Consider the following 20,128-nt stretch of genomic DNA (forward strand, 5'->3'; position numbering starts at 1 on the left):
CTGCTTTTTTTATAGCTAATTGGATGGTTAATATTCTATGGGCTATTTTCAGACAATAAAAAAGGCAAAGTCAGACTTTGCCTTTTTTCACTCAAGATCAAAAGATCTTAGTGCTGGTGACCGCCTACACCGTGTACGTGACCGTGATCTAATTCTTCTTGAGAAGCTTCACGAACAGATACGATTTCAACTTCGAAAGTCAGGTCTTGACCAGCAAGTGGGAAGTTAGCATCAACCACAACATTGTCGCCTTCAACTGCTTTAACAGTTACGATTTGCACGCCGTCATCAGTTTGAGCTTGGAACTGCATGCCTGCTTGAATGTTGTCTACGCCTTGGAACATTTGCGCAGGAACTTCTTGAACTAGGTCCGGGTTGTATTCGCCATAACCTTCAGCAGCAGGAACGTTTACAGTGAATTTTTCACCTACGGTTTTGCCTTCTAACGCATTTTCTAAACCTGGGATGATGTTACCTGCACCGTGCAAATAGGCAAGTGGTTCACCTTGAGATTGGTCGAGAGTTTCACCCTCTGCGTTAGTCAATGTGTAGTGGAAAGAAACCACGAGGTTATTTGCAATAGCAGTCATGTTAATTGATCCATTCAATTTTTTAAGGGTACATCATAAAGTGAAATTGCATTTTTGTAGACTAAAATTAGCAAAAAAACGCAATTTGACAATTTTGTTGACGATTTTTTCATTGATTGGGCCAAATTCTGGAATTTCAATGCAATTTCAGCTTTGGAGAAATTTTTCGTGTAACAAAATCTTTTGCAGTCAGAATGCCGGCATGCGCATAACCATGAATGGTCGCCTGATGAATTCGATATAAAGAAACGTACATCGATTTGGCGACAAAGCCTTGCACATTGACTTGACCGAGCAACTCGCCGACGGCTTTATTCTGGCTTAAGGAAATCAGTGAACCTTTGTCAGAAAATTTAAACATCGGTAAATAGTTTTTTTGATTGACACGCGCTTTTAAGGCATTGGCCAGAAAATTGGCCTGTTGGCTAGCCACTTGTGCGCGTGGACCCAGGACCGGTTCATCTGCAGCAGGTTGGCAGTGTGCACAGTCACCAAAAGCAAAAATATCTGGATCAGATTTGGTTTGCAGGGTGGAATAGACTTTCAACCGGTGAATATTGTCTTTTTCCATATCTTGCAGTTGTGCCAAAACTTCGGGTGCTTTGATGCCTGCGGCCCAGACTTTAATCTCGGCATCCAGACTTGAGCCATCTGCAAAATAAATTTTGTCTTCATCGACCTTGGCCACGCGGTGACTGGTCAAGACTTCAATACCAAATTTTTCCAGCTGTTGCATGGTATGTTCAGCAACTTTCGGGGAGAGCGCAGTCAGAATGCGATCCGCCGCTTCAATTAAGGTAATTTTGACTTTATTTGGATCGACCTTGTTCAAGCCATATTTAAAGAAATTGTTTTTGGCCTCAACCAACTCGGCTGCCAGTTCGACCCCGGTCGCACCGGCACCAATAATGGCGATATTCAGTTCACGGCTTGAAGCTTCATGTTGAGCGTTCAAATAGAGATGCAACAGATCCTGCTGAAAGATATCAGCCTGTGGGCGGCTGTCGAGAAAATGACAGAACTGTTTGACCCCTTCGGTATTAAAGTCATTCGAGGTAGAACCTAAGGCCAGGACCAGGGTGTCATAGTCAATGCGCTGGTTTTTCTTGGATTGGAATTTTTTGGAGAAATATTCTGTTTCGAGCACAATCTGTTTCGCTTCACGATCCAGACCGGTGAATGTACCCAAGACAAATTCATAATAATGCGCAGCTGAATGGGCAAAATAATTGGTTTCTTCTTCATGTGGATTTAAGGTACCTGCGGCAACTTCATGCAGCAGCGGTTTCCAGATGTGCGTCAGTTTTTGATCGACCAGAATAATCTGGGCTTTACCGCTTTTACCCAAGCTCTCACCCAGCTGAGTCGCCAGTTCCAGACCACCCGCACCACCACCCACAATCACGATTTTATGTGCTGTCATATATGATTAACCTGTTTATTTTTTTAATAAAAATAAGAGAAATAGAGAGAAAATATACTATGGCATGCGCTAAAACGCGTCTTGATTAAAATTGTTATACAAATTACAAAACGTAGCAATTCTGTGAGAGCAGGTAAGTGTCGCTACTTTAAGGAAGCAATGGGAGAGCGAGATTGATAGGGGGAATCTGCTAGAAGATCAGCGCAGAGATCTTCTAGCTTAAAGGGAAGTTACTTGAGATGTAGCGCTATTATCTATCTAAAGGATAAAGCTTTACGCTTGGGGGGTTGTCTGAAAACAAACTGAACAAGCCTTGCAGCCAGGTAAAGAATTTCTGAAACAGGTTAGCTTCTTCAATTTCGACATGATCTTCAATCTGAATGGTGCGAATCAGCTGATTATTCTGATAGACTTGAATGGTGGCTAAAGGCTTCATAGTTGCCAAAGGTGCGATTAATTCTGACGCTTTCACTTCAACATTGATATGAGTCTGAGTTTCCTGAAGTGGCTCGATACTTTTTAAAATGCCATCACCTGTATTCAGCATAACGCGTTGATGCGCCTGGTCAAACTGATTCAGGTCAATACTGTAGCCCTGATCATATAAAGAAGTGGTGATAATCTGCGGTTGCTTGGTTTGCACCTTAAACATTTTTAAGGTGGATTTGATCACAGGCAACTCAGCAAGGAGCTGTTGATCTTTGATCGCCACTTCATTGCGGGTATAGGTATAAGCCAGATTCATCAGCTTATGTGATATTTCAGCGCGTTTTGTGGCACTTTTAGTGCCTAGTACCACCACAATCAGACGGCGATTCGGCATTTCAAAATCTGCTGTTACGCGATTGGCGGTTAATGCTAAATTATAGCCTGCTGCGCGGGTAAACCCGGTTTTTAAACCATCTACGGTTGGATCAACCTGAAGCACACGGTTGGTCGCACGATGAAAGTGCTGGTTGTAGGTAAAGCTTGGCTGTTTGGAATAATACAGATAATCTGGGGTTTCATTCACCAGCGCCATAGACAGTCTGGCCAAATCGGCGGCAGTCGAATAATGCTCAGGCATGGTAATGCCGGCCGGATTCTGGAAATTGGTATGCTGCATGCCCAGCGCTTTGGCTTCCTGATTCATACGTTCAACAAACTGCGGAATACCACCCGAAATTTTCTCAGCCAGCGTCACCGCGGCATCATTGGCAGACATGATAATCAAGCCTGCCAGAAGCTGGTCGACTGAAATCAGGTCACCTTCTTTCAGGTACATCTGTGACTCATCCCACATCACGGTTTTCACTACAGAGGTCGCGGTTAAAACTTCATTTTTATCTAATTTCCCAGCCTCAATTTCCTTTAAGGCAATATAAGCCACCATCATTTTGGTGAGCGAGGCCGGAGCGCGTTGCACGTCGGCATTGTGCTCTGCAATGACTTGACCAGACTGTGAATCCAGAATGGTCCAGGCTTCAGCTTCAACGCTTTCAGGCACAATATTGAGTAGGGCAGCATGTGAAAATGCAGAAATAAATAAACTGAATACCGCAATCAGTGAGATGATGTATTTCAAAGGTGTTCCTTAATAACCCGGCGGGTGTTGAACGATTTAATTTTCACGCATGCTATGCCTTTTTTATACAGATAGCTAGTCGTAAATGTAGACAAATAAGACAGCTAAACCATACTGGCTTAAAAAATGCTAAGCTAAGCTATATCTCATTTATTTTAATTTTATATCGTTCATTATGTTGCATTATCAAATTGAATTTGACGATTATCGTCAGCATCTTATTCACGTGACTGTTCGTTTTCTTGCGGACCCGACCCAAGTCCTGTCATTACCGACCTGGATTCCGGGAAGCTATCTGATTCGAGAGTTTTCCAAGCACATTGAAGCGGTCAAAGCCTATGATGAAGATGGGCGCCAGTTACAGATCCAGAAATTTGAAAAGAATAAATGGCGTTTATTCAATACTGATCATGAACTGATTACGGTAGAATATGATGTCTATGCCTATGACCTGTCCGTTCGTGGTACATATGTGGATCAAAATCGTCTCTACGTGAACCCGGCTTGTGCATGTCTGGGGCTAGAAGGTCAGGAAAATAAAGAAATTGAACTGGAAATTTTCCTGCCAGATGAATTAAAGCATTTTCAGCTGGCAACCGGCATGCAAGCCAAAAGTCTGGTCAAAGGCCGTTTCACGCTCAAAGCCAAAAACTATGCCGAATTGATTGATGCGCCATTTGAGCTAGCAGAACAAACCCGTTTCAGTTTTGAAGCAAATGGTATTCCACATGAATTTGTGGTGTCCGGTAAACATGCCATGAATGCGGCGCGTATGCAGCAGGATATTGAAAAAATCTGTGCCACAGAAATTTCAATGTTTGGTTCGGCGCCGTTTGCAGACTATACCTTTATGACCATGGCAACCGGCAATAGCTATGGCGGTCTGGAGCATCCGAACTCGACCAGCCTGATTTCACCGCGTGATGACTTGCCGAAAGCCAATGAGCCAGAAGAGCCATCTAAAGATTATCAGCGTTTTCTGGGTCTATGTAGCCATGAATATTTCCATTCCTGGTTGGTGAAATTCATTCGTCCTGAAAACTTCGTTAACTATGATTTAAACAGAGAGGGCTATACCTCTCTGTTATGGATCTTTGAAGGTTTCACTTCCTATTACGATGATTTGATTTTGCTGCGCAGTGGCGTGATTAATCAGGAATCGTATATTGCTTTGTTAAAAGCACAGATTGACCGTTACTTGCAAAATCCGGGTCGTGCGATTCAGTCAGTCTCTGAATCCAGTTTTGATGCCTGGGTGAAATTCTATCGTCAGGATGAGAACTCGAATAATGTTGGTACCAGCTATTACAACAAAGGTTGTCTAGTTGCATTGTGCCTGGATTTGGGTCTGCGTTTACGTGGTTCAAGTCTGGATGCTTTAATGCGCCGTTTGTATGAAAATGCCCAGAAGGGTGTTCAGGTGCATGAACGGACAATCTTTGAATTGTGTAAAGAGCTGACAGGAGATGATTGGTCAGAACAGATTAATCACTTGATCAATACCACAGATGAATTGCCGCTCGATCAGTTATTCCCTGAGTTTGGTGTGGCTTATGGTCTGAAAAATGATAAGTCTTTGCCATTCGGTTTAAAATTGGCAGATAAGCCGGAAGGTGTTCTGGTTCAATCTGCGCGTCGTGATGGTGCCGCTGTGCTCGCTGGTCTTTCTGCCAATGATGTCATCATTGCAATTGATGGCTTAAAAGCAACGACCAAACTTGTTGAAAGCTATGCAAAACAGCAAGGTACTTTTACAGTGTATGCATTCCGTCGTGATGAGCTAATGACGTTTGAAGTTCAAGCCGCGGGTTCTGAGCTGACCGAAGTTGAACTGAAAGTGGAAGACCAGGCTAAAGCTGAGAAATGGCTTAAAGCTTAAATCCATAATTATTCTTAATTTAAAAAACCGGTGCATCGTCACCGGTTTTTTATTGCATTAAATTTTGAGAAAAAATTATTTAATGATCAGTCGTGATGTGCCACGGAATTCCGCCACAATTTGATTATGTTGATTCATCACCTGAATATCATAAATGCCACTACGGCCACTGCTGGCCTTATGTTCTGCTACAGCAGTCAGTGTGTCACCAAGCAAGCCCGGTTTTAAATAATGAATACCACAATGTTGACCAACCGCCGGATGTTCACCAGTATTGCAGGCAATGGCAAAAGCTGCATCTGCCAGTGCGAAAATCACGGCACCGTTACAGGTCTGATGACCTTGTAAATGTTGTTCAGTCACCTTTAATTCGATCTTCGCATAATTGTGGTTATAACAAACCAGATGAGCACCAAGATGCTGAATTAACCGGTCGTGATTAAACATCTGGCTGACTTGCTGATCCATTGCAAAACTCCTTTTTAAGATACGTTTTATTTTAAATTATTGAATATATGAATCATAAATAACATCGGATAGTCAGAATGACAAGAGGGAGGGGTTAGAAATCTTGTTTGCACACATAAGAAAAAGCAGGTAAAACCCATATTTAGGAATGGCTTTTTTATTATTAGAAGATGAATCAAAATAGTTTAAATTGGGGAATTGGAATAACAGTAATTTGGCTTGCTGTGATTACTTCTTTTTGGATTTTTGGTGGATTGAGTTCGCCTACTTCATTAAATGAGCTTGGAGATTTTCTAGCGGGAATATTTGCGCCAATTGCTTTTCTTTGGTTGATTTTAGGATATGTTCAGCAAGGCAAACAGTTAGAGCAAAATACAAAAGCATTAGAACAACAAGAAAAAGCATTACAGCTTCAAATTGATGAGATGAGGGAAAGTGTTAAACAACAGACAAATTTAGTTTCTTTACAAGAACAACAGCTAAAATCAGCAAGAAAAGCAGTGCGACCTCAGTTAAATTTAAGTAGAACTACTTTTTTTGAACACGAAGATAGGTGCGAAGATCATGATAATGATGGAAATATTATTGATGTTTTTGATATTTATATTGTTTGTATTTATTTAAATTTAAAAAATTATGGTGAAGAAGCTAAAAATATATATTTTTTTGATGAGAATTTTAAAAGATATGAATCACTTTTAATAAGTCTTAGTAAAAATGAAGAACAGAGAGTTCAAATTAATTTGCTCAAAGAACAATATACAAAGTTATTTGCAGAAAAGGTATTAATGATAAAGGGTAAAATAGGCTACGAAGATAAATATGGGAATTTATATGATTTTAAAGTCAAATTCACCATCACTACACCTAGAAAAAATCCTCGTGTAGGATTTCAAATATCTCAAGAGTCGATAAAAGTTTAATTCCCCCGATACGTCGAATACCCATAAGAACTTAACAGCAGTGGAATATGGTAGTGCTCTAAAGCACCATCAATCACAAAAACCACCGGTACTTCAGGGAAGAACGTCCGTTGATTATTGGTCTTAAACCAATCACCCGTTTTAAACGTTACTTTATAAACGCCTTTTTGTAACGCGGTGTCTTTAGGATAAAATTCTTTAATACGGCCATTACTGTCTGTCTTGGCTTCATTGAGCTTGACCCATTTCTCACCTTGCTGAGCTTCTAGGGTGACCGTGACATTCGAAGAAGGCAAGCCAGTTTCCTGATTAAGCACATGCACACTTAGTGGATTGGCAAAGCCAAAAGTTGAAAGGGAAGTCGCAGCTAAAGCACAAATTATTCTTTTCATGAGAATCATCGTAAAATGAACACTTCAATTGATTCTAATAGACTGAAAAATAAAAAATATTGAAGTTATGTAATAAAAAAGCCCACCGAAGTGGGCTTGATTGGATTTATTCAAACTTAGCCACGACCACGGCCGCGACCACGTGGCGCCTTGGTATTTGGACGAGTTGTACCATTGGTCTTACGACGCGGCTTTTCACTTTCATCCATTTGCCAGATACGTTTAGTGCCAGACTTTTTCACAGAACCATCTTTGTTCTTGCGAACCATTGGCTTACCGCCAGTCCCACCTGGCTTTTTCACATAAGAACGTGAACGGTATGGTTCTTCCGCAGGAACATTCTGGAAGTCTGGATAAAGTAATGGTTCAATTTCTCTGGTTTCGCCCGGTTGCAATCCCATACGAACCAAATCAATCTCACCAATCTTGGTACGGATCAAACGCAGTGTAGGGAAGCCTACCGCAGATGTCATACGACGAACCTGACGGTTACGACCTTCACAGATCGAAATCTCAACCCAAGACGTTGGAACAGAGGCACGGAAACGTACAGGAGGATTACGCTCCCACAACCATTCCGGTTCAGACACTTTTTCAGCACGTGCAGGAAGCGTCATGCCATCTTTCAGTTCCACACCTTTACGAAGCTGCTCTAGTGCTTCTTCAGTGACATCACCTTCCACTTGCACCATATAAGTTTTAAACTTTTTATTGGCAGGATTGGTGATATATTGGTTGAGACCACCGTGATCGGTGAGGAAAACCAGACCTTCTGAGTCCATGTCCAAACGGCCAGCAAGACGTAAATCTTTGTCGTTGACAAAATCAGCCATGGTTGGGTGCTTTTCATCCGCACGGAATTGGGAGAGGACGTCATAAGGTTTGTTTAGAATGACAATTTTCAATTTAAACTACTCAAATATATATATAAATTCTTTTGTGGTTTCAATCTTACCCGTTTAGTTACCCGCTTTAGGAGAAGTAGGGGTAAAAATTGATAAATAAAAGCCCACTATGTGTGGGCTATCATATCAGATTCTGTTTTATGTTCTTCAACTTTATTCTTCACGTATGAGGAATACCAGAACACATCTTTTTCAGAAAGTCGAACTGGCTGTCTAATGTCACCAGAGTTCACCATGGCATAAAATTTATCTTTTCCGACTGCCAGCAACTGCATGAACTCTTTCGCTCGGATTCTGCGATCAATTTCCATCATTCACCTCCAACTTTTTACCTGCTTCCACATCCGGCATCTTCATAAAAGTAATCCAATGCGTATTTGCTCGTTTTCCACTAATGTGGCCAAACACTGGTTTATGATTTGTCAGCTCTAAAATTTCACTGACTTTAATTTGAGTTTCATTCCACTTAAAAATTAAAACTCCACCGGTGGCCAACACGCGAAAGCATTCCTCAAAACCTTTCTGAATATCTTCACGCCAATTTTCATTCAGCTTTCCATACTTAAGTGCTAACCAACTTTGCTTGCCCGCACGTACCAGATGTGGCGGATCAAACACAACTAAATTAAATTGTTCATCATCAAACGGCATATTACGGAAATCCATTTCAATATCTGGTGCTACTTCAAGACTGCGACCATCACACAAAATATGGCTTTCCAATCGAGCATCACCGTAAATCACATTGGGGTTTTTTCGATCAAAGTGCATCATGCGTGATCCGCAGCATGGATCTAGAATTTTGGCATTCACGACACTTCTCCCAAAGCCTTCACCACTCCAAACCGGTCATGTTTTGCGATATAGCTGGAAAGCATGTGGTAAATAGCGTCAGCATTTCCATCATCAACTTGAATGGTTGTTATGCCTGATTTATGGGAGATAGGTAGTCGCAAATCGCCCTGATATCCCTCTACTGCTGAAAAGAAAACATCAGCTTGTTGTTGGTCTAGAATCAGGTCAAAAGGCTTATCCTTGTGTAGCTCATCTATGATGAAGTTGGCCACAGCAATGTTTGTTTTCTGGATCTCAGTCATCACGCCACCTTCACATCTAGATAATCAGGGTTATCCAAGTGTTCTTCATATTCATCAAATAGCACCTGGCATGCTGCATTCCCTGTTAAATCACTTTTCAAAAACACATAACTCAATGTCTTGCGTGTGCCTTTACCAGTAAATGTCGAACTGCCATCTGCAAGTTCATTTTTGGTATAACCCAATTTTTCTAGCCAAAGCTTAAAGCCAACTTCATGCTTCTTTTTAATTCTGAAGATCATCTGTACCCCCAGGTATCCGCAAAATGTCTTAAGCAATCATCAATACCGAACAGGTTAATATTCCGATAAGTTTTGATCCGGCCCTTGTGCTGCACATGCAGCACCCGGGTCACCGAAGAGTAGGAATAACTCATGAAGCCTCCCCAGTTTCAGCAGCTTGAACTAAAGCATCTTTGCGCTGTGCATAAATGCTAAGCAGCTCTTGGTGATCAGCAGGAAGTAATTTAGCTGCAGGTATTGCTGGTGCTAATCGCTCTAATGTTTCAACTGAATCCATGTCATGGATTCGATTGATCAAAACCTGCTTCTTCTTTTTGTAGAACAGATCGATAGGGGCACTACCATGTTCAACACTTTCTACTGATGCTTGTTTGTGTGCGGCATTTTCAATTTGATCAATCAAACTTGGTTGCGCGACTTCAATGACTTCCTCTACGATTGGTTCAGGTTCAACCTTAGGCATGTATTGTTCAGGATCGAGTTCAAGCAATTTATCTTCAGTTAGCTTGCATAAGTGCTGTTGATCTTTTTGATCTAAGTGTCCATTGGCCAGAAATACGTGACGGAATGAAAGAACGTCATCGGCCTTAGTAAACTGATCAATTTGAGCTGTAAACTTTTCAATAAGCTTTACCGGGTCGGTTTCAACTGAATCTGCTTCGGTTTTTTCTAGTAAAACTTCAGTAGGTGCAGACGATGCTTCTGGTACAGCCTCAACAGGCTGAACCACCTCTGGCTCAGGCTGTTTTTCAATATTCGGCACGGCATTACCTGAATCAGCTGGCGTGCTAACCTGCTCAATATCTTCCTTGGCTTTACGACTACGACGTTTCTTTTCAGGCTTGTAATGACTTTCTAACGTCAAAGGGTAAGCAATAGTTCGTCCAAGAAGTTTACCAATTGCTTGTAGCTGTAATTCAGCATTCTCCTGATCCATCTGGGCAAAACCATATTTTACACATTCAACATACTTTCCAGACAGTGAAGTGAATTGAGTGTGTACCACACAATGAGGGAAAACTAGGAAAATCTCCCGATCCTCCACAACATCATCAAGAGTTAAAGGCTTGGTGAAGGTAATACCAGCCAGCTCCATTGTTTCAACCTTGATGCAGAACTCATAGCCTGGCATAGCGAAAATCGTAGCCGGGAATTGAGACAGGTCATCAAAATCCATTAACTCACCAGCTGCGCGACACATGATATTTCGGCCAGCCATCATTGCTTCAAAAGCTTCTTTGCTATTTAGAATTTTCATGCTGACCATCCTTCCATATCTGATTTCGCCTGACAGGCATTTAAAACTTGTTGTTCGTACTTCGTACCTTTGAAGTAGTCAGCAGGCCGATTAAGATCATTGATGTGACTGGCGTTCTGGATATCCTTTAACGCAGCCTGATAATCATTTTCCAGACGTGCCTCGTTTTCGGCATGCAGTTGCTGCTCATTCGCTTGGTGCGCTTGTTGGTTACGTTGAATGATTGAGTAAATACCGGCACACGTTTCCTCAAACTTTTGCTGTTGCACATCGTGAAGACTATTTAATCCCCGTTTGGCACAGTACTTTTCAGTATCAATTCCAGCTTGTTGCATAAGCGCCTCAAGCTCTAAGAATTGATTGCCATTGATGCATGCATTCGCAGATCCTGAGTTCAACCATTGTTTAAGCAATACGCCAGCCTGTTCAGAAAGCAGCATGGGTTCACTAAAAATGCGGGTACGGTCTTTTGTCCTAACTGCATAGTTATCATGGGTTAAATCCAGAACAGTGGTGAACTCATATTCAATACCATCACGCTGTTCAGCTTTCATCCCTACTTTTTCAACTTTCTTTTTACCGTTACCTGCATCAACCTGAACGGTATCCATCTTGCTGCGCATGGTCACAATAATATTTATGCTGGATTGAAGCATTGCATCGATAAACTTACGGTGCCTTGGGGTAACTTGGCTCCATGCGCCCCAGCTATTACCTTTGAAAGTCGTACTGGCAAGCTTGTCGACAATCTCCAAACAGCCACCAACACCCGACCATTCATGAGTAATACTGTCCAGAATCAAGGTGTCAAAACCGGCTTTTTCTGCAGCATGAATAGCATCAATAAACTTTTCTGGAGTGTAGGGCGGTTGAATATTCGCATGTTCAAACTCAACCACATCTTCATACAGCTCAGCACTGCTATTTTCGGTATCAGCGACAGCAATCTTTCCACCAATGCCTTTAGCCAATAGAAGTGCACCCAAGGTTTTACCAGAGCCAGTAGGGCCAGCCAGAGCCAGGCGTAATTTTGCGTTTTTACGTTCCGCTTTTTTAAAAAATACAGTCGACATTACACAGCTCCTGAGTGACGGTTATTACGCTTAAAGTTCTTATAGTCTTCCGATGCAAAGAAGCCGGTACTTTCTAAAACTTGATGACGCTTGTTCTTGCGCATAGCAACACGCGCATTTTCTAGCCCATCTAAGATCCACTGCGGAGTAAGAGATTTATCCATCTTCTTCAATGAACCATTAGACTGAATGGAGTAGATCTGCGTATTGCAGAAATAGTCAGAAATAGTCCCTGAACTTTTGACACGTAGAGCAAAATAGCTGGCCCGAGTTTTACCTACTCGATATATTTCAAGTCCTTCAAAGGTCTTGATGTATTCAGAGAAATAACGATGAGTTGAGCCAAACTCTACCGGCATTGGAATTACAGGTAGCTCATCTGCTTTGAATTGCAGGAAACCGGTGTAAAGGTCTACAAAATTAATTTGAGTTCGATCATTAAGAGGAGACCAGTCATCAGAGCTACATTCACACCAGTAAACCAATTGGCCGTTTAAAAGTGCTTCAAAAATTTGATCAGCAGAATTCAAAATCATTTCACACCCCCAGCAATAGCAGCATTAATTTTTTCAATCTCATAACGATCAACATAAGCATTAATGGTCTTGTCAAAATGCACCACGTTCAAAATGTCCAGAAACTCGACTGAGGCATCATCCAAGCGGTACTCGACATAGATGTTGTATTCGTCAGCTTTGACTGTAGCGACACACACTTGATTGCAGTGCATGCTCTCAACTTCGTAATGCTTTGCAGCGATGTTGACTTGCGGCTGATCTTCGATAGATTCAGCTTGGGCAAAGCAGCCGCCTAGTAGCAGGACGATTGGTAGGAGAACTTTATTCATGGCTGCCTCCAAATACTTGGCGAAGGGCAGAAACGACTTGTTTGATTTCTTCTTCTGATTTCCACCAGTATCTAGGTAGCTCATCAGTGATATCCAACACTACATAGCCATATTCTTTAAGCTCCAGGCTGTTAAGAATCCAAATACCTTGATGGTGATAATCCTTATCGTCTGCCGGCGCAGGCACTTCAATTCCATTAATTGATATGGTGCGAGGCTTGAGGCGGAAATCAAAACCATCGTTTAAAATGTCGCAAGCTGGAAGGTGCTTTGCGTCCTCCCATTGCCATAAGTTTTCTTTTTTACGAACATGCGCCAAAACATCTACACCTTCACCGATAAGCCGATAAGCTTCTTTCCCGCTAATCAACTTGCCTTCATCAACTTTTGTATTCATAATAATTTCACTCACTAGGGTGGGTCATGCCTCAAGTAGTTCGAGCTACGCTGGGGCTTTTCTTTGTTTGTGAGATGAATTTATCAAAAGATAATTGGATTAGCAATAGCAAATGATAATTAAGTTTATCTTTTTTGATAAACAAAGATAATTTATTGATATTCAAGGCATAAAAAAACCCGATGGAATATCGGGTTAGATTTGTAATTTTTTAATATTTACACTTCACCACAGCGCCATCTTATGTAACCTGTGATCTGGATGGCATTCAAGCTGTCTTTTTCCAAAATCTCATCAGGATAAGTGGTTTTATCTGGGTTATCGCTCGAGATGCGAATGCTGCCGTTAATGTTCTTAAAAAACCTTTTAATTCTTAGCTCTTTGTTTGCGATAAAGGCATAAACCTTTCCACTGATAACTTCATCAATAGTTTTAACTCGCAGATCAGCCAGAACAGCATCATCATGATTGATTGTAGGCTCCATGCTATGTCCATCACCACAAATAACACCAGTTTCTGTCATTGATAGTGAGAGGCCAGCCTTTCTTAAAAAGCTCTCCTTAAACACCAATCCACCCTTAACCAACTCCTCCTCGTTCTCATAACCAATACCGCATGCGGCTTTCACATCATACATAGGCACAATTACAAATTTAACATCAGTCTCATCACTTGATATAGGCCGCAAGATACCGTTGTGAACCTGGCTTTCACCAAAGGGGCTGCTATCACCCATCCGATCCAGGTAGTGATCTTCAAGTTCTAGTTTTCTTTCGATCTGCCTTGCTTTTGCCTCACTAACACCTCTAGCGCCTTTTTGGTTTGGCTCCATAAGCATTTGTGATAAGTAAGTTTTATCTATACCCACAGCAGAAGCAAAATCCTCCTGCTTATCAAAAATAGCATCTGACAGCATCTTGTTAATGAGTCTGCGAAGATTTTTTCTTCGGATTTCTTTAACGTTCATAAGAATAGAATTCATAACACAACCAATTATCAAATGATAACAACTCAGCTAAAAATATGCTAACAAGGTGCTTGCAAATATGATTATCAAATGATAAATTCAAAAGATAATCTATTTAGCAGTGGAATTAGCAATGAAAAAACCCATCCCTGCGCTAATTGAGTACATCAAAGGAATGCCGTCTGACCGCAGCCGAGAGGACTTTGCTGCAAGATGTGGCACCTCCCTTGGGTATTTGAAGCTAGTTATGTACGGCAATCGCAATTGTAGCGCAGGCTTAGCGATAAGCATTGATAGAGAGAGTGGTGGTGTAATTTCTTGTGATGATCTATGTCCTGATGTGGATTTTGATTACATCCGGAACCAAGCACTCTCTGCATAAACAAATTATCAAGTAATTGATAATTTTAATAAACGTGAAAGCAAACAAGGTGTTCACATGGATATATCGAAAGAGACTAAAACCGCATTGCACAAGATGGTGCATCAGTCGAATGGCATTACTCCAAAAGAGATAGCTGATCTTGTTGGTGTGTCTCATAACACGATTTTGAACTATGCCAATCCAAATATGGAAAACCATCTGCCGAGTCTAAAGGCATTTGAAGCAATGCTGACCTACACGCAAAACCCGGCTTCTTTAAAAGTATGGGCGCACAAATTAGGTTTTATGTTGGTTCCCGCAGACCAAGCTGAAGATAAAGACCATCAATTGGGTGTTCTCGAGTCTTTATTGGGAATGAATATAAGCAATGGTGAAGCAAATAAATTGGTCTTGAATGCTCTGGAAGACGGTGTGGTTACGCCTGCTGAAATGGATGACATTGACCAGACTTTAGAAAAGATGGAACAAAAAATTCAATCTTTGCGTAAGGCCATGAAAGGCGAGTGTGCAAAGTATTTATCAGCTCTACAACGAGAAAAAGCCTGATTTCGTGGATCAGGCTTTTTAATTCAAAACACTTGGAAAGAATTTTAAATATGAAATCAAATTTAGCACAAAAACTGTCAAATTTTCAAGAGGTGCAAGCATGAAACCAACACTTGCCCAATTACTTGAACTTAGACGCGCTGAACACTGCAAAAAACTGCACCAAAATAATATACCGCTTGATCCATATGTTAGATCGGTAAAAGTGGATTTTGTGGCCGTACTGGATAGACATTTTCACAAGATTGGGAGTGCCGCATGAATACAACCATTCCCATGATCAAGTTAATTGAAGCTATGAATGATCAACCAATCGCGTTTAACAAACATTACGTGTTCATTGGGTGCGGCATTAATGGCGCACTCATGCTGTCACAACTGGTGTACTGGACCTCACGTACCAAGGACAATAATGGGTGGATTTTTAAGACTCATACTGACTGGACAATGGAAACCGGTCTTACTCGTCGTGAGCAAGATACTGCTCGAAAAACCCTCAAAGAGCTTGGTTTTTTGTCTGAAAAGAAAGTGGGCGTACCACGTCGTGTTTTCTTTCGTGTCGAGCGTGAAAATCTGTACAAAGCATTGATTGAATACTCTGAAACCCTTGCCACTCCTAGTATGCACAATTCCGCCATACTGAATGCACCAAACCGCCATACTGAATGCACAGAAGCGCCAGACTGTATGCACGAAAGCGCCCAACTGAATGCACAGATCCGCCCATCTAATACAGAGAATACTACAGAGAATACAACAGATATTAATTTAGGCGCATCCGCACCTGAACAACCTAAAAAATTCTCTGCTAAAAAATTCTTAATCGAAAATGGTGTATCTGAAAAAACAGCTCAAGAGTTTATTGATCTAAAAAACAAGAAACGTAAAACTATCACTGACCGTTCCCTGAAAATCATCTTCAACCAAGCGATTGAAGCCAAGCTTTCAAATGAGCGTGTATTCCAGATTATCGTCCTGCGTGGCTGGGAGTCATTCAAGGCTGCATGGAACTGGGCAGAAACGAATGCTGAGATCGAGCAGCTAGAAAATCCACAGTCAACTTCAACCCCTGATCAACAAAGCCAAGGCCAGCCATTAATCAACCTTCCTTCAAAACCAAAAGGTTTCCTTGGAGGTGCTCAGTGATTAATACCACGATCCACAACCTGCAAATTGAACAGGCTGTACTGGCTGCACTGATGACCGTTGCTAACTCATACACTCAAGTTGAGAACCTGCTGACAGAAGATGATTTTCATGCAACACGCCACAAGTTGCTTTTCCAAGCTGTGGTTGATCTGGATGCTAAAAATTCACCTTATGACGCTGTACTGGTGAATCAGTGGCTAGAAATGCGCGGTCATTCTGAAGCTGCCGGTGGTGAGCAGTACATCATGCAGATTTTAGGTGATGCACCATCAAGTTTTTATAACCTGGTGTCATACGCTGAAAAGCTCAAAGACCTGACCACTTGCCGCAAAGTTGAATCAGAAGCCTTAAAAGTGATTCAGAACGCACGTAGCTTGACTGTAAGCCGTGGTGATTTGGTTTTGAATGCGCAGACAGCTTTTTCAGAAATCAACACAGAGCAGAGCAGTGAGAGTCTTTTCCACATACATGATGCAGCGGCCAATACTTTCGCTGAGATGCATCACAAGATGGAAGCCATGGTGGCGGGTAAAACTATGATCAAGGGCATTCAGACCGGTATTTATGATCTGGACAAGAAACTCGGTGATATTGAGCCGGGGTGTTTGATGGTGATTGCTGCACGCCCAGCCATGGGTAAAACCACAATGCTTCAGGTGATTGCCAGCAATGTGGCTATTTTTCAGCAGAAGCCAGTCTTGATCATGTCAGGCGAAATGCCGAAAGAGCAGATTGCTATGCGTATGTGCTGTGCAGCAGGGCCGGCAGATATTAGCAAGGTTCGTAATGCACCGCATACCTTGCCACAAGAAGAATTCTCGGCATACACCAATGCGGTGGCAATGCTTAAGAGCGTGCCGATGCAGATCAACGATACATCACGCCCATCAATTGCAAATATTCGTGAGTCTATGCGCAAGATCAAGCACCAGTACGGATCTGTCGGTGCTGTGTTTATTGATTACCTGCAAATCATGAAAACCAGTAAAGCGTTTGCCCGGGAAGATTTAAAGATTGCTTATTTCACTGGTGAGCTTAAGGCCATGGCCAAGGAGTTTGATTGCGTCATTGTACTGTTGTCTCAGCTGAATCGTGAACTGGAAAAACGACCAAACAAGCGTCCGGTTATGTCTGATCTGCGTGAATCAGGTGCTATTGAGCAAGATGCTGACCAGATCCTGTTTTTATACCGGGATGAGGTTTATCACAAGGAATCTAAGTTCCAGGGAATTGCTGAAGCGATTTTGGGGAAAAACCGACACGGGGAAATTGGCACATCGTATATGCATTCGCAGTTGAATTACTGCCAGTTCTCGAATTTAGATAGTCAGGCAATTGAGCAGCTGCAAGGCGCAGGGGGTGGGGTGTGAAAAAACGTCAAATTAAAAAGAATAACCGCACAGCAATGCACCTGCTAATGCGATTAGATCCTGAATTTTACAACCCTGATAGTTTTGATTATGAAGATGGTGTTTTGAGCTTCTGGTATGAGTGCGGGGGGCTTGAAACTGAATGGGATTACGAGCCAGCATTTGAACAGCTTCAGATGCACTTGGAAAACCATCTATCAAGGTGTGATTTTGTTGAAACTGATGATGAGGAATGTCCAGTTAATCTTGTATATGAGTTCACACCAGACCTAAGCACCGCTAAAAAAGTTTTCAACCTTGCAAAACAGTTGATTGAACAAAGCGCAGGGGGTGGGGTGTGAATTACGGTTCTGTATGTTCTGGAATAGAGGCAGCAACAGTTGCTTGGCACTCACTGGGGTGGAAGCCGGAATGGTTCTCAGAAATTGAAAAATTTCCAAGTCAGGTTTTGGCTCATCACTATCCCGATGTTCCTAATTTGGGTGATATGACAAAGATCGCAGCGCTGATCCAGCAAGAAGTAGTGGATGCCCCAGATGTTCTAGTTGGTGGAACACCTTGCCAGGCATTTTCTGTAGCAGGGTTAAGAAATTCTTTAAATGACGACCGTGGGCAGTTAAGCCTTGAATTTGTGAGATTAGCAAATGAGATTGATTCAGCAAGACTTATTCGGGGACTTAAGCCATCCATTGTCGTTTGGGAAAATGTCCCAGGAGTGCTCAACACCTCAGACAACGCTTTCGGTTGCTTTTTGGGAGCATTGTCAGGTGAGGGGTGTGAGCTACAGCCGGCAGGGAAGAAATGGCCGAACGCTGGTTGTGTGTATGGACCACAAAGACAAATCGCTTGGCGAGTCCTTGATGCTCAATATTTCGGAGTCGCCCAACGAAGAAAACGTGTGTTTGTTGTCGCAAGTTCTAGAAAGGAATGTATTGCCGAAATACTTTTTGAGCGCAAAAGCATGCCAAGGAATATTGCGAAGAGCGACTGCAAGAAAAAAAACTATTCCGCCTCAATTGCTAAATGCCTTACAAGACGTGGCGCAGGAGGACAAAACCTAGATATAGAGACAGCAAGTTTTGTTATTCATGGCACTCAAGATCCGATCATAAATAATGATATTGCTCACTGTTTAGGGCGTAACCGTGGGCAGGAAAATGCAGTTTTTAAAACCGCTGCGACGTTGACAAGAGGTTTTGGCGATCGAGGAGTTGATGCGGATCAAATTGCAAATGGTAATTGCGCAATAGAAATACAGGGTGTTCGCAGATTCACGCCAGTGGAGTGTGAGCGCCTTCAAGGTTTTCCGGACAACTACACGAATGTGGCAAATGCTACTGATACACCACGCTACGCAGCGCTGGGAAACTCAATGGCTGTGCCGGTTATGAAGTGGATTGGAGAGCGAATTCAGGAAGTGTGCGGGGGTGCCGCATGAACCAATCACTTTCAAAGCTCAATAGCGCTGCCGTGCTAGATCGTGGAATTGATGTCCTTCTGGCTGTTAAGAACACCCCAGTAGCAACTGCATCTGAAATTCAGCAGCAAGTTATGCCAGATGTGACGAAGCGTGCAGTACAGCGATATTTAAAAAACTTTGTTCAAATCGGCCTCTTATATACCAAAGTCAAAAATGGTGAAGAGTACAGATACTACCTGACAGGGAAGGCCAAACAACTATTTGGAGTTAATGCATGAACACAAGAAAAATAAAATCAGTCCTCAATAAAAAAGGCATTCCTTTTATGAGAATTGATGTGCAGCGCGGTAATTCAGTATGCGAAACAGAGTGGTTCATCGAATTCACTGAAGGCACTATTTGCGACCTGATTTCTGCATCAAATGGCGAGTTGTCAAAGGATGATTTTCGTTATCCGGGTGGTGATGCGGAAAATGTTGCTGAGTTTATCGAGATGCTTCCAAGCCTAAAAGGAGCAGCAGCATGAACTTAATCGAAAAATTAGGGTTGGAGAAGTGTAGGCAGATTGTGGATGGGGCGCCTGAGTGGGCTGTGTTTTGGATTACTCGAAATGAGTATCACATCTCGGTGTTGAGTTTTCCAAATATGACTGGCCAGCAGAGCTACTTAATTTCCGACCTCCGCACCGCTCTGGCTGATCGCAACTCAAAACCATGTCAACACGGCTACGACATTGCTTGCTTGATCTGCGGCTTTGGTACTGAAAATGGTATGAGGGTTTGGCGCAAACAAATCGAAGCAGACAATGTGACTGATATTCGGAACCACATTTTTCCAAATACAAAGGTGATTGAGCATGAGTGAGATTAAGCAGGTTTGGGGAATTATTAAGGACTACAAGTGTGCTGATTTGAAGATGGTGCAAGGCCCAGCTTTAGCGGTATTTCAGCACCAACAAGCCATCATTGACTCATTAAAAGCCCAACTCAACAACATGGAGGCTTGTTATATCGAGAAGAAGAAGCAGGTTGAGGCATGTGCGGATCTAGCGGCAGGGTGGAATGCAATAACTTGGGATAAAACCACCCATTGGACAGAAGGGTATGAGAAAGGCTGTTACCACTGTTCGGCGCAAATAGAAAAAGCCCTGCGAGGTGGTCATGAATAATCACTTATACAAAATTGGTCAAAAGGTTCGACATGGTTTGTCTGGTCGAGATTTTTACATCATT

Annotated in this window: 29 protein-coding genes; 12 read left to right on the forward strand and 17 right to left on the reverse strand. The window is 42.2% G+C overall.

The genetic code is table 11. From position 1 onward, the window contains the following. Nucleotides 1–107: 107 nt before the first annotated feature. The 3 genes from slyD to WAK81_RS06300 form a co-directional block, all read right to left on the reverse strand. Nucleotides 108–590, reverse strand: coding sequence for a peptidylprolyl isomerase (gene slyD / locus WAK81_RS06290; RefSeq protein ID WP_004278960.1), 483 nt, complete (start codon nucleotides 588–590; stop codon nucleotides 108–110). Nucleotides 591–726: 136 nt separating this feature from the next. Further along, nucleotides 727–2,013: an NAD(P)/FAD-dependent oxidoreductase gene (locus tag WAK81_RS06295; RefSeq protein ID WP_422196139.1), complete on the reverse strand. Its 1,287-nt coding sequence runs from the start codon at nucleotides 2,011–2,013 to the stop codon at nucleotides 727–729. A 250-nt stretch (nucleotides 2,014–2,263) separates the two neighbouring features. Then, nucleotides 2,264–3,577 carry a D-alanyl-D-alanine carboxypeptidase PBP6B gene (locus WAK81_RS06300; protein WP_422196140.1) on the reverse strand — a complete coding sequence of 438 codons (1,314 nt, stop codon included), beginning with the start codon at nucleotides 3,575–3,577 and terminating at the stop codon, nucleotides 2,264–2,266. A 175-nt stretch (nucleotides 3,578–3,752) separates the two neighbouring features. Between WAK81_RS06300 and WAK81_RS06305 the strand changes: the two genes are divergently transcribed. Next, nucleotides 3,753–5,456, forward strand: coding sequence for a M61 family metallopeptidase (locus tag WAK81_RS06305; protein WP_422196141.1), 1,704 nt, complete (start codon nucleotides 3,753–3,755; stop codon nucleotides 5,454–5,456). 75 nt (nucleotides 5,457–5,531) lie between these two features. Here WAK81_RS06305 and paaI read toward each other — a convergent pair whose 3' ends face one another. Then, nucleotides 5,532–5,924 carry a hydroxyphenylacetyl-CoA thioesterase PaaI gene (gene paaI / locus WAK81_RS06310; RefSeq protein ID WP_312584368.1) on the reverse strand — a complete coding sequence of 131 codons (393 nt, stop codon included), beginning with the start codon at nucleotides 5,922–5,924 and terminating at the stop codon, nucleotides 5,532–5,534. 170 nt (nucleotides 5,925–6,094) lie between these two features. Between paaI and WAK81_RS06315 the strand changes: the two genes are divergently transcribed. Then, nucleotides 6,095–6,847: a hypothetical protein gene (locus WAK81_RS06315; RefSeq protein ID WP_312584370.1), complete on the forward strand. Its 753-nt coding sequence runs from the start codon at nucleotides 6,095–6,097 to the stop codon at nucleotides 6,845–6,847. Here the strand turns inward: WAK81_RS06315 and uraH are convergent. The 13 genes from uraH to WAK81_RS06380 all read right to left on the reverse strand — a co-directional run bounded on the left by uraH (nucleotide 6,844) and on the right by WAK81_RS06380 (nucleotide 14,041). Then, on the reverse strand, nucleotides 6,844–7,239 hold the full coding sequence (uraH, locus tag WAK81_RS06320) for a hydroxyisourate hydrolase (RefSeq protein WP_422196142.1): 396 nt from the start codon (nucleotides 7,237–7,239) through the stop codon (nucleotides 6,844–6,846). The genes WAK81_RS06315 and uraH overlap by 4 nt on opposite strands. Nucleotides 7,240–7,355: 116 nt before the next feature. Beyond that, nucleotides 7,356–8,144, reverse strand: coding sequence for an rRNA large subunit pseudouridine synthase E (locus WAK81_RS06325; protein ID WP_004731551.1), 789 nt, complete (start codon nucleotides 8,142–8,144; stop codon nucleotides 7,356–7,358). A 107-nt stretch (nucleotides 8,145–8,251) separates the two neighbouring features. Further along, on the reverse strand, nucleotides 8,252–8,455 hold the full coding sequence (locus WAK81_RS06330) for a helix-turn-helix transcriptional regulator (RefSeq protein WP_180049224.1): 204 nt from the start codon (nucleotides 8,453–8,455) through the stop codon (nucleotides 8,252–8,254). Next, a complete protein-coding gene (locus tag WAK81_RS06335) occupies nucleotides 8,445–8,957 on the reverse strand; it encodes an SAM-dependent methyltransferase (RefSeq protein ID WP_422196143.1) in 513 nt (170 codons plus the stop codon). Before WAK81_RS06335 ends, WAK81_RS06330 begins: the two co-directional genes overlap by 11 nt. Continuing rightward, nucleotides 8,954–9,241 (reverse strand): hypothetical protein, encoded by a 288-nt coding sequence (locus WAK81_RS06340; protein WP_422196144.1) that lies wholly within the window; start codon nucleotides 9,239–9,241, stop codon nucleotides 8,954–8,956. The genes WAK81_RS06335 and WAK81_RS06340 overlap by 4 nt, the downstream gene beginning before the upstream one ends. Continuing rightward, nucleotides 9,241–9,483, reverse strand: a complete 243-nt coding sequence (locus WAK81_RS06345; RefSeq protein ID WP_422196145.1) for a hypothetical protein — start codon at nucleotides 9,481–9,483, stop codon at nucleotides 9,241–9,243. Before WAK81_RS06345 ends, WAK81_RS06340 begins: the two co-directional genes overlap by 1 nt. After that, nucleotides 9,480–9,617 carry a hypothetical protein gene (locus WAK81_RS06350; RefSeq protein ID WP_422196146.1) on the reverse strand — a complete coding sequence of 46 codons (138 nt, stop codon included), beginning with the start codon at nucleotides 9,615–9,617 and terminating at the stop codon, nucleotides 9,480–9,482. The genes WAK81_RS06345 and WAK81_RS06350 overlap by 4 nt, the downstream gene beginning before the upstream one ends. Continuing rightward, nucleotides 9,614–10,741 carry a hypothetical protein gene (locus WAK81_RS06355; RefSeq protein ID WP_422196147.1) on the reverse strand — a complete coding sequence of 376 codons (1,128 nt, stop codon included), beginning with the start codon at nucleotides 10,739–10,741 and terminating at the stop codon, nucleotides 9,614–9,616. The genes WAK81_RS06350 and WAK81_RS06355 overlap by 4 nt, the downstream gene beginning before the upstream one ends. Then, nucleotides 10,738–11,814: an ATP-binding protein gene (locus WAK81_RS06360; RefSeq protein WP_422196148.1), complete on the reverse strand. Its 1,077-nt coding sequence runs from the start codon at nucleotides 11,812–11,814 to the stop codon at nucleotides 10,738–10,740. The genes WAK81_RS06355 and WAK81_RS06360 overlap by 4 nt, the downstream gene beginning before the upstream one ends. After that, entirely contained in the window at nucleotides 11,814–12,350 is a 537-nt protein-coding gene (locus WAK81_RS06365) for a hypothetical protein (protein WP_422196149.1), read from the reverse strand. Before WAK81_RS06365 ends, WAK81_RS06360 begins: the two co-directional genes overlap by 1 nt. After that, nucleotides 12,347–12,661, reverse strand: coding sequence for a hypothetical protein (locus tag WAK81_RS06370; protein WP_422196150.1), 315 nt, complete (start codon nucleotides 12,659–12,661; stop codon nucleotides 12,347–12,349). Before WAK81_RS06370 ends, WAK81_RS06365 begins: the two co-directional genes overlap by 4 nt. Further along, on the reverse strand, nucleotides 12,654–13,058 hold the full coding sequence (locus tag WAK81_RS06375; RefSeq protein WP_422196151.1) for a hypothetical protein: 405 nt from the start codon (nucleotides 13,056–13,058) through the stop codon (nucleotides 12,654–12,656). The genes WAK81_RS06370 and WAK81_RS06375 overlap by 8 nt, the downstream gene beginning before the upstream one ends. A gap of 218 nt (nucleotides 13,059–13,276) precedes the next feature. Further along, a complete protein-coding gene (locus tag WAK81_RS06380) occupies nucleotides 13,277–14,041 on the reverse strand; it encodes a S24 family peptidase (RefSeq protein WP_422196152.1) in 765 nt (254 codons plus the stop codon). A gap of 118 nt (nucleotides 14,042–14,159) precedes the next feature. Between WAK81_RS06380 and WAK81_RS06385 the strand changes: the two genes are divergently transcribed. The 10 genes from WAK81_RS06385 (at nucleotide 14,160) to WAK81_RS06430 (ending at nucleotide 20,064) form a co-directional block, all read left to right on the forward strand. Then, nucleotides 14,160–14,408 (forward strand): hypothetical protein, encoded by a 249-nt coding sequence (locus tag WAK81_RS06385; RefSeq protein ID WP_422196153.1) that lies wholly within the window; start codon nucleotides 14,160–14,162, stop codon nucleotides 14,406–14,408. A gap of 57 nt (nucleotides 14,409–14,465) precedes the next feature. Further along, complete coding sequence (locus tag WAK81_RS06390) at nucleotides 14,466–14,957, forward strand: phage regulatory CII family protein (RefSeq protein ID WP_422196154.1); 492 nt, start codon at nucleotides 14,466–14,468, stop codon at nucleotides 14,955–14,957. A gap of 258 nt (nucleotides 14,958–15,215) precedes the next feature. Then, nucleotides 15,216–16,103, forward strand: a complete 888-nt coding sequence (locus WAK81_RS06395) for a DNA-binding protein (RefSeq protein WP_422196155.1) — start codon at nucleotides 15,216–15,218, stop codon at nucleotides 16,101–16,103. Then, nucleotides 16,103–17,476: a replicative DNA helicase gene (locus WAK81_RS06400; protein ID WP_422196174.1), complete on the forward strand. Its 1,374-nt coding sequence runs from the start codon at nucleotides 16,103–16,105 to the stop codon at nucleotides 17,474–17,476. The genes WAK81_RS06395 and WAK81_RS06400 overlap by 1 nt, the downstream gene beginning before the upstream one ends. Beyond that, nucleotides 17,473–17,817, forward strand: a complete 345-nt coding sequence (locus WAK81_RS06405; protein ID WP_422196156.1) for a hypothetical protein — start codon at nucleotides 17,473–17,475, stop codon at nucleotides 17,815–17,817. The genes WAK81_RS06400 and WAK81_RS06405 overlap by 4 nt, the downstream gene beginning before the upstream one ends. Continuing rightward, nucleotides 17,814–18,914: a DNA cytosine methyltransferase gene (locus WAK81_RS06410; protein ID WP_422196157.1), complete on the forward strand. Its 1,101-nt coding sequence runs from the start codon at nucleotides 17,814–17,816 to the stop codon at nucleotides 18,912–18,914. Before WAK81_RS06405 ends, WAK81_RS06410 begins: the two co-directional genes overlap by 4 nt. Next, entirely contained in the window at nucleotides 18,911–19,174 is a 264-nt protein-coding gene (locus tag WAK81_RS06415; protein ID WP_422196158.1) for a hypothetical protein, read from the forward strand. The genes WAK81_RS06410 and WAK81_RS06415 overlap by 4 nt, the downstream gene beginning before the upstream one ends. Next, nucleotides 19,171–19,422, forward strand: a complete 252-nt coding sequence (locus WAK81_RS06420) for a hypothetical protein (protein WP_422196159.1) — start codon at nucleotides 19,171–19,173, stop codon at nucleotides 19,420–19,422. Before WAK81_RS06415 ends, WAK81_RS06420 begins: the two co-directional genes overlap by 4 nt. Continuing rightward, entirely contained in the window at nucleotides 19,419–19,760 is a 342-nt protein-coding gene (locus WAK81_RS06425; RefSeq protein ID WP_422196160.1) for a hypothetical protein, read from the forward strand. The genes WAK81_RS06420 and WAK81_RS06425 overlap by 4 nt, the downstream gene beginning before the upstream one ends. Next, on the forward strand, nucleotides 19,753–20,064 hold the full coding sequence (locus WAK81_RS06430) for a hypothetical protein (RefSeq protein ID WP_422196161.1): 312 nt from the start codon (nucleotides 19,753–19,755) through the stop codon (nucleotides 20,062–20,064). Before WAK81_RS06425 ends, WAK81_RS06430 begins: the two co-directional genes overlap by 8 nt. Nucleotides 20,065–20,128 lie beyond the last annotated feature (64 nt).

Source organism: Acinetobacter sp. (genome assembly GCF_049284435.1).
Taxonomy (GTDB): Bacteria; Pseudomonadota; Gammaproteobacteria; order Pseudomonadales; family Moraxellaceae; genus Acinetobacter.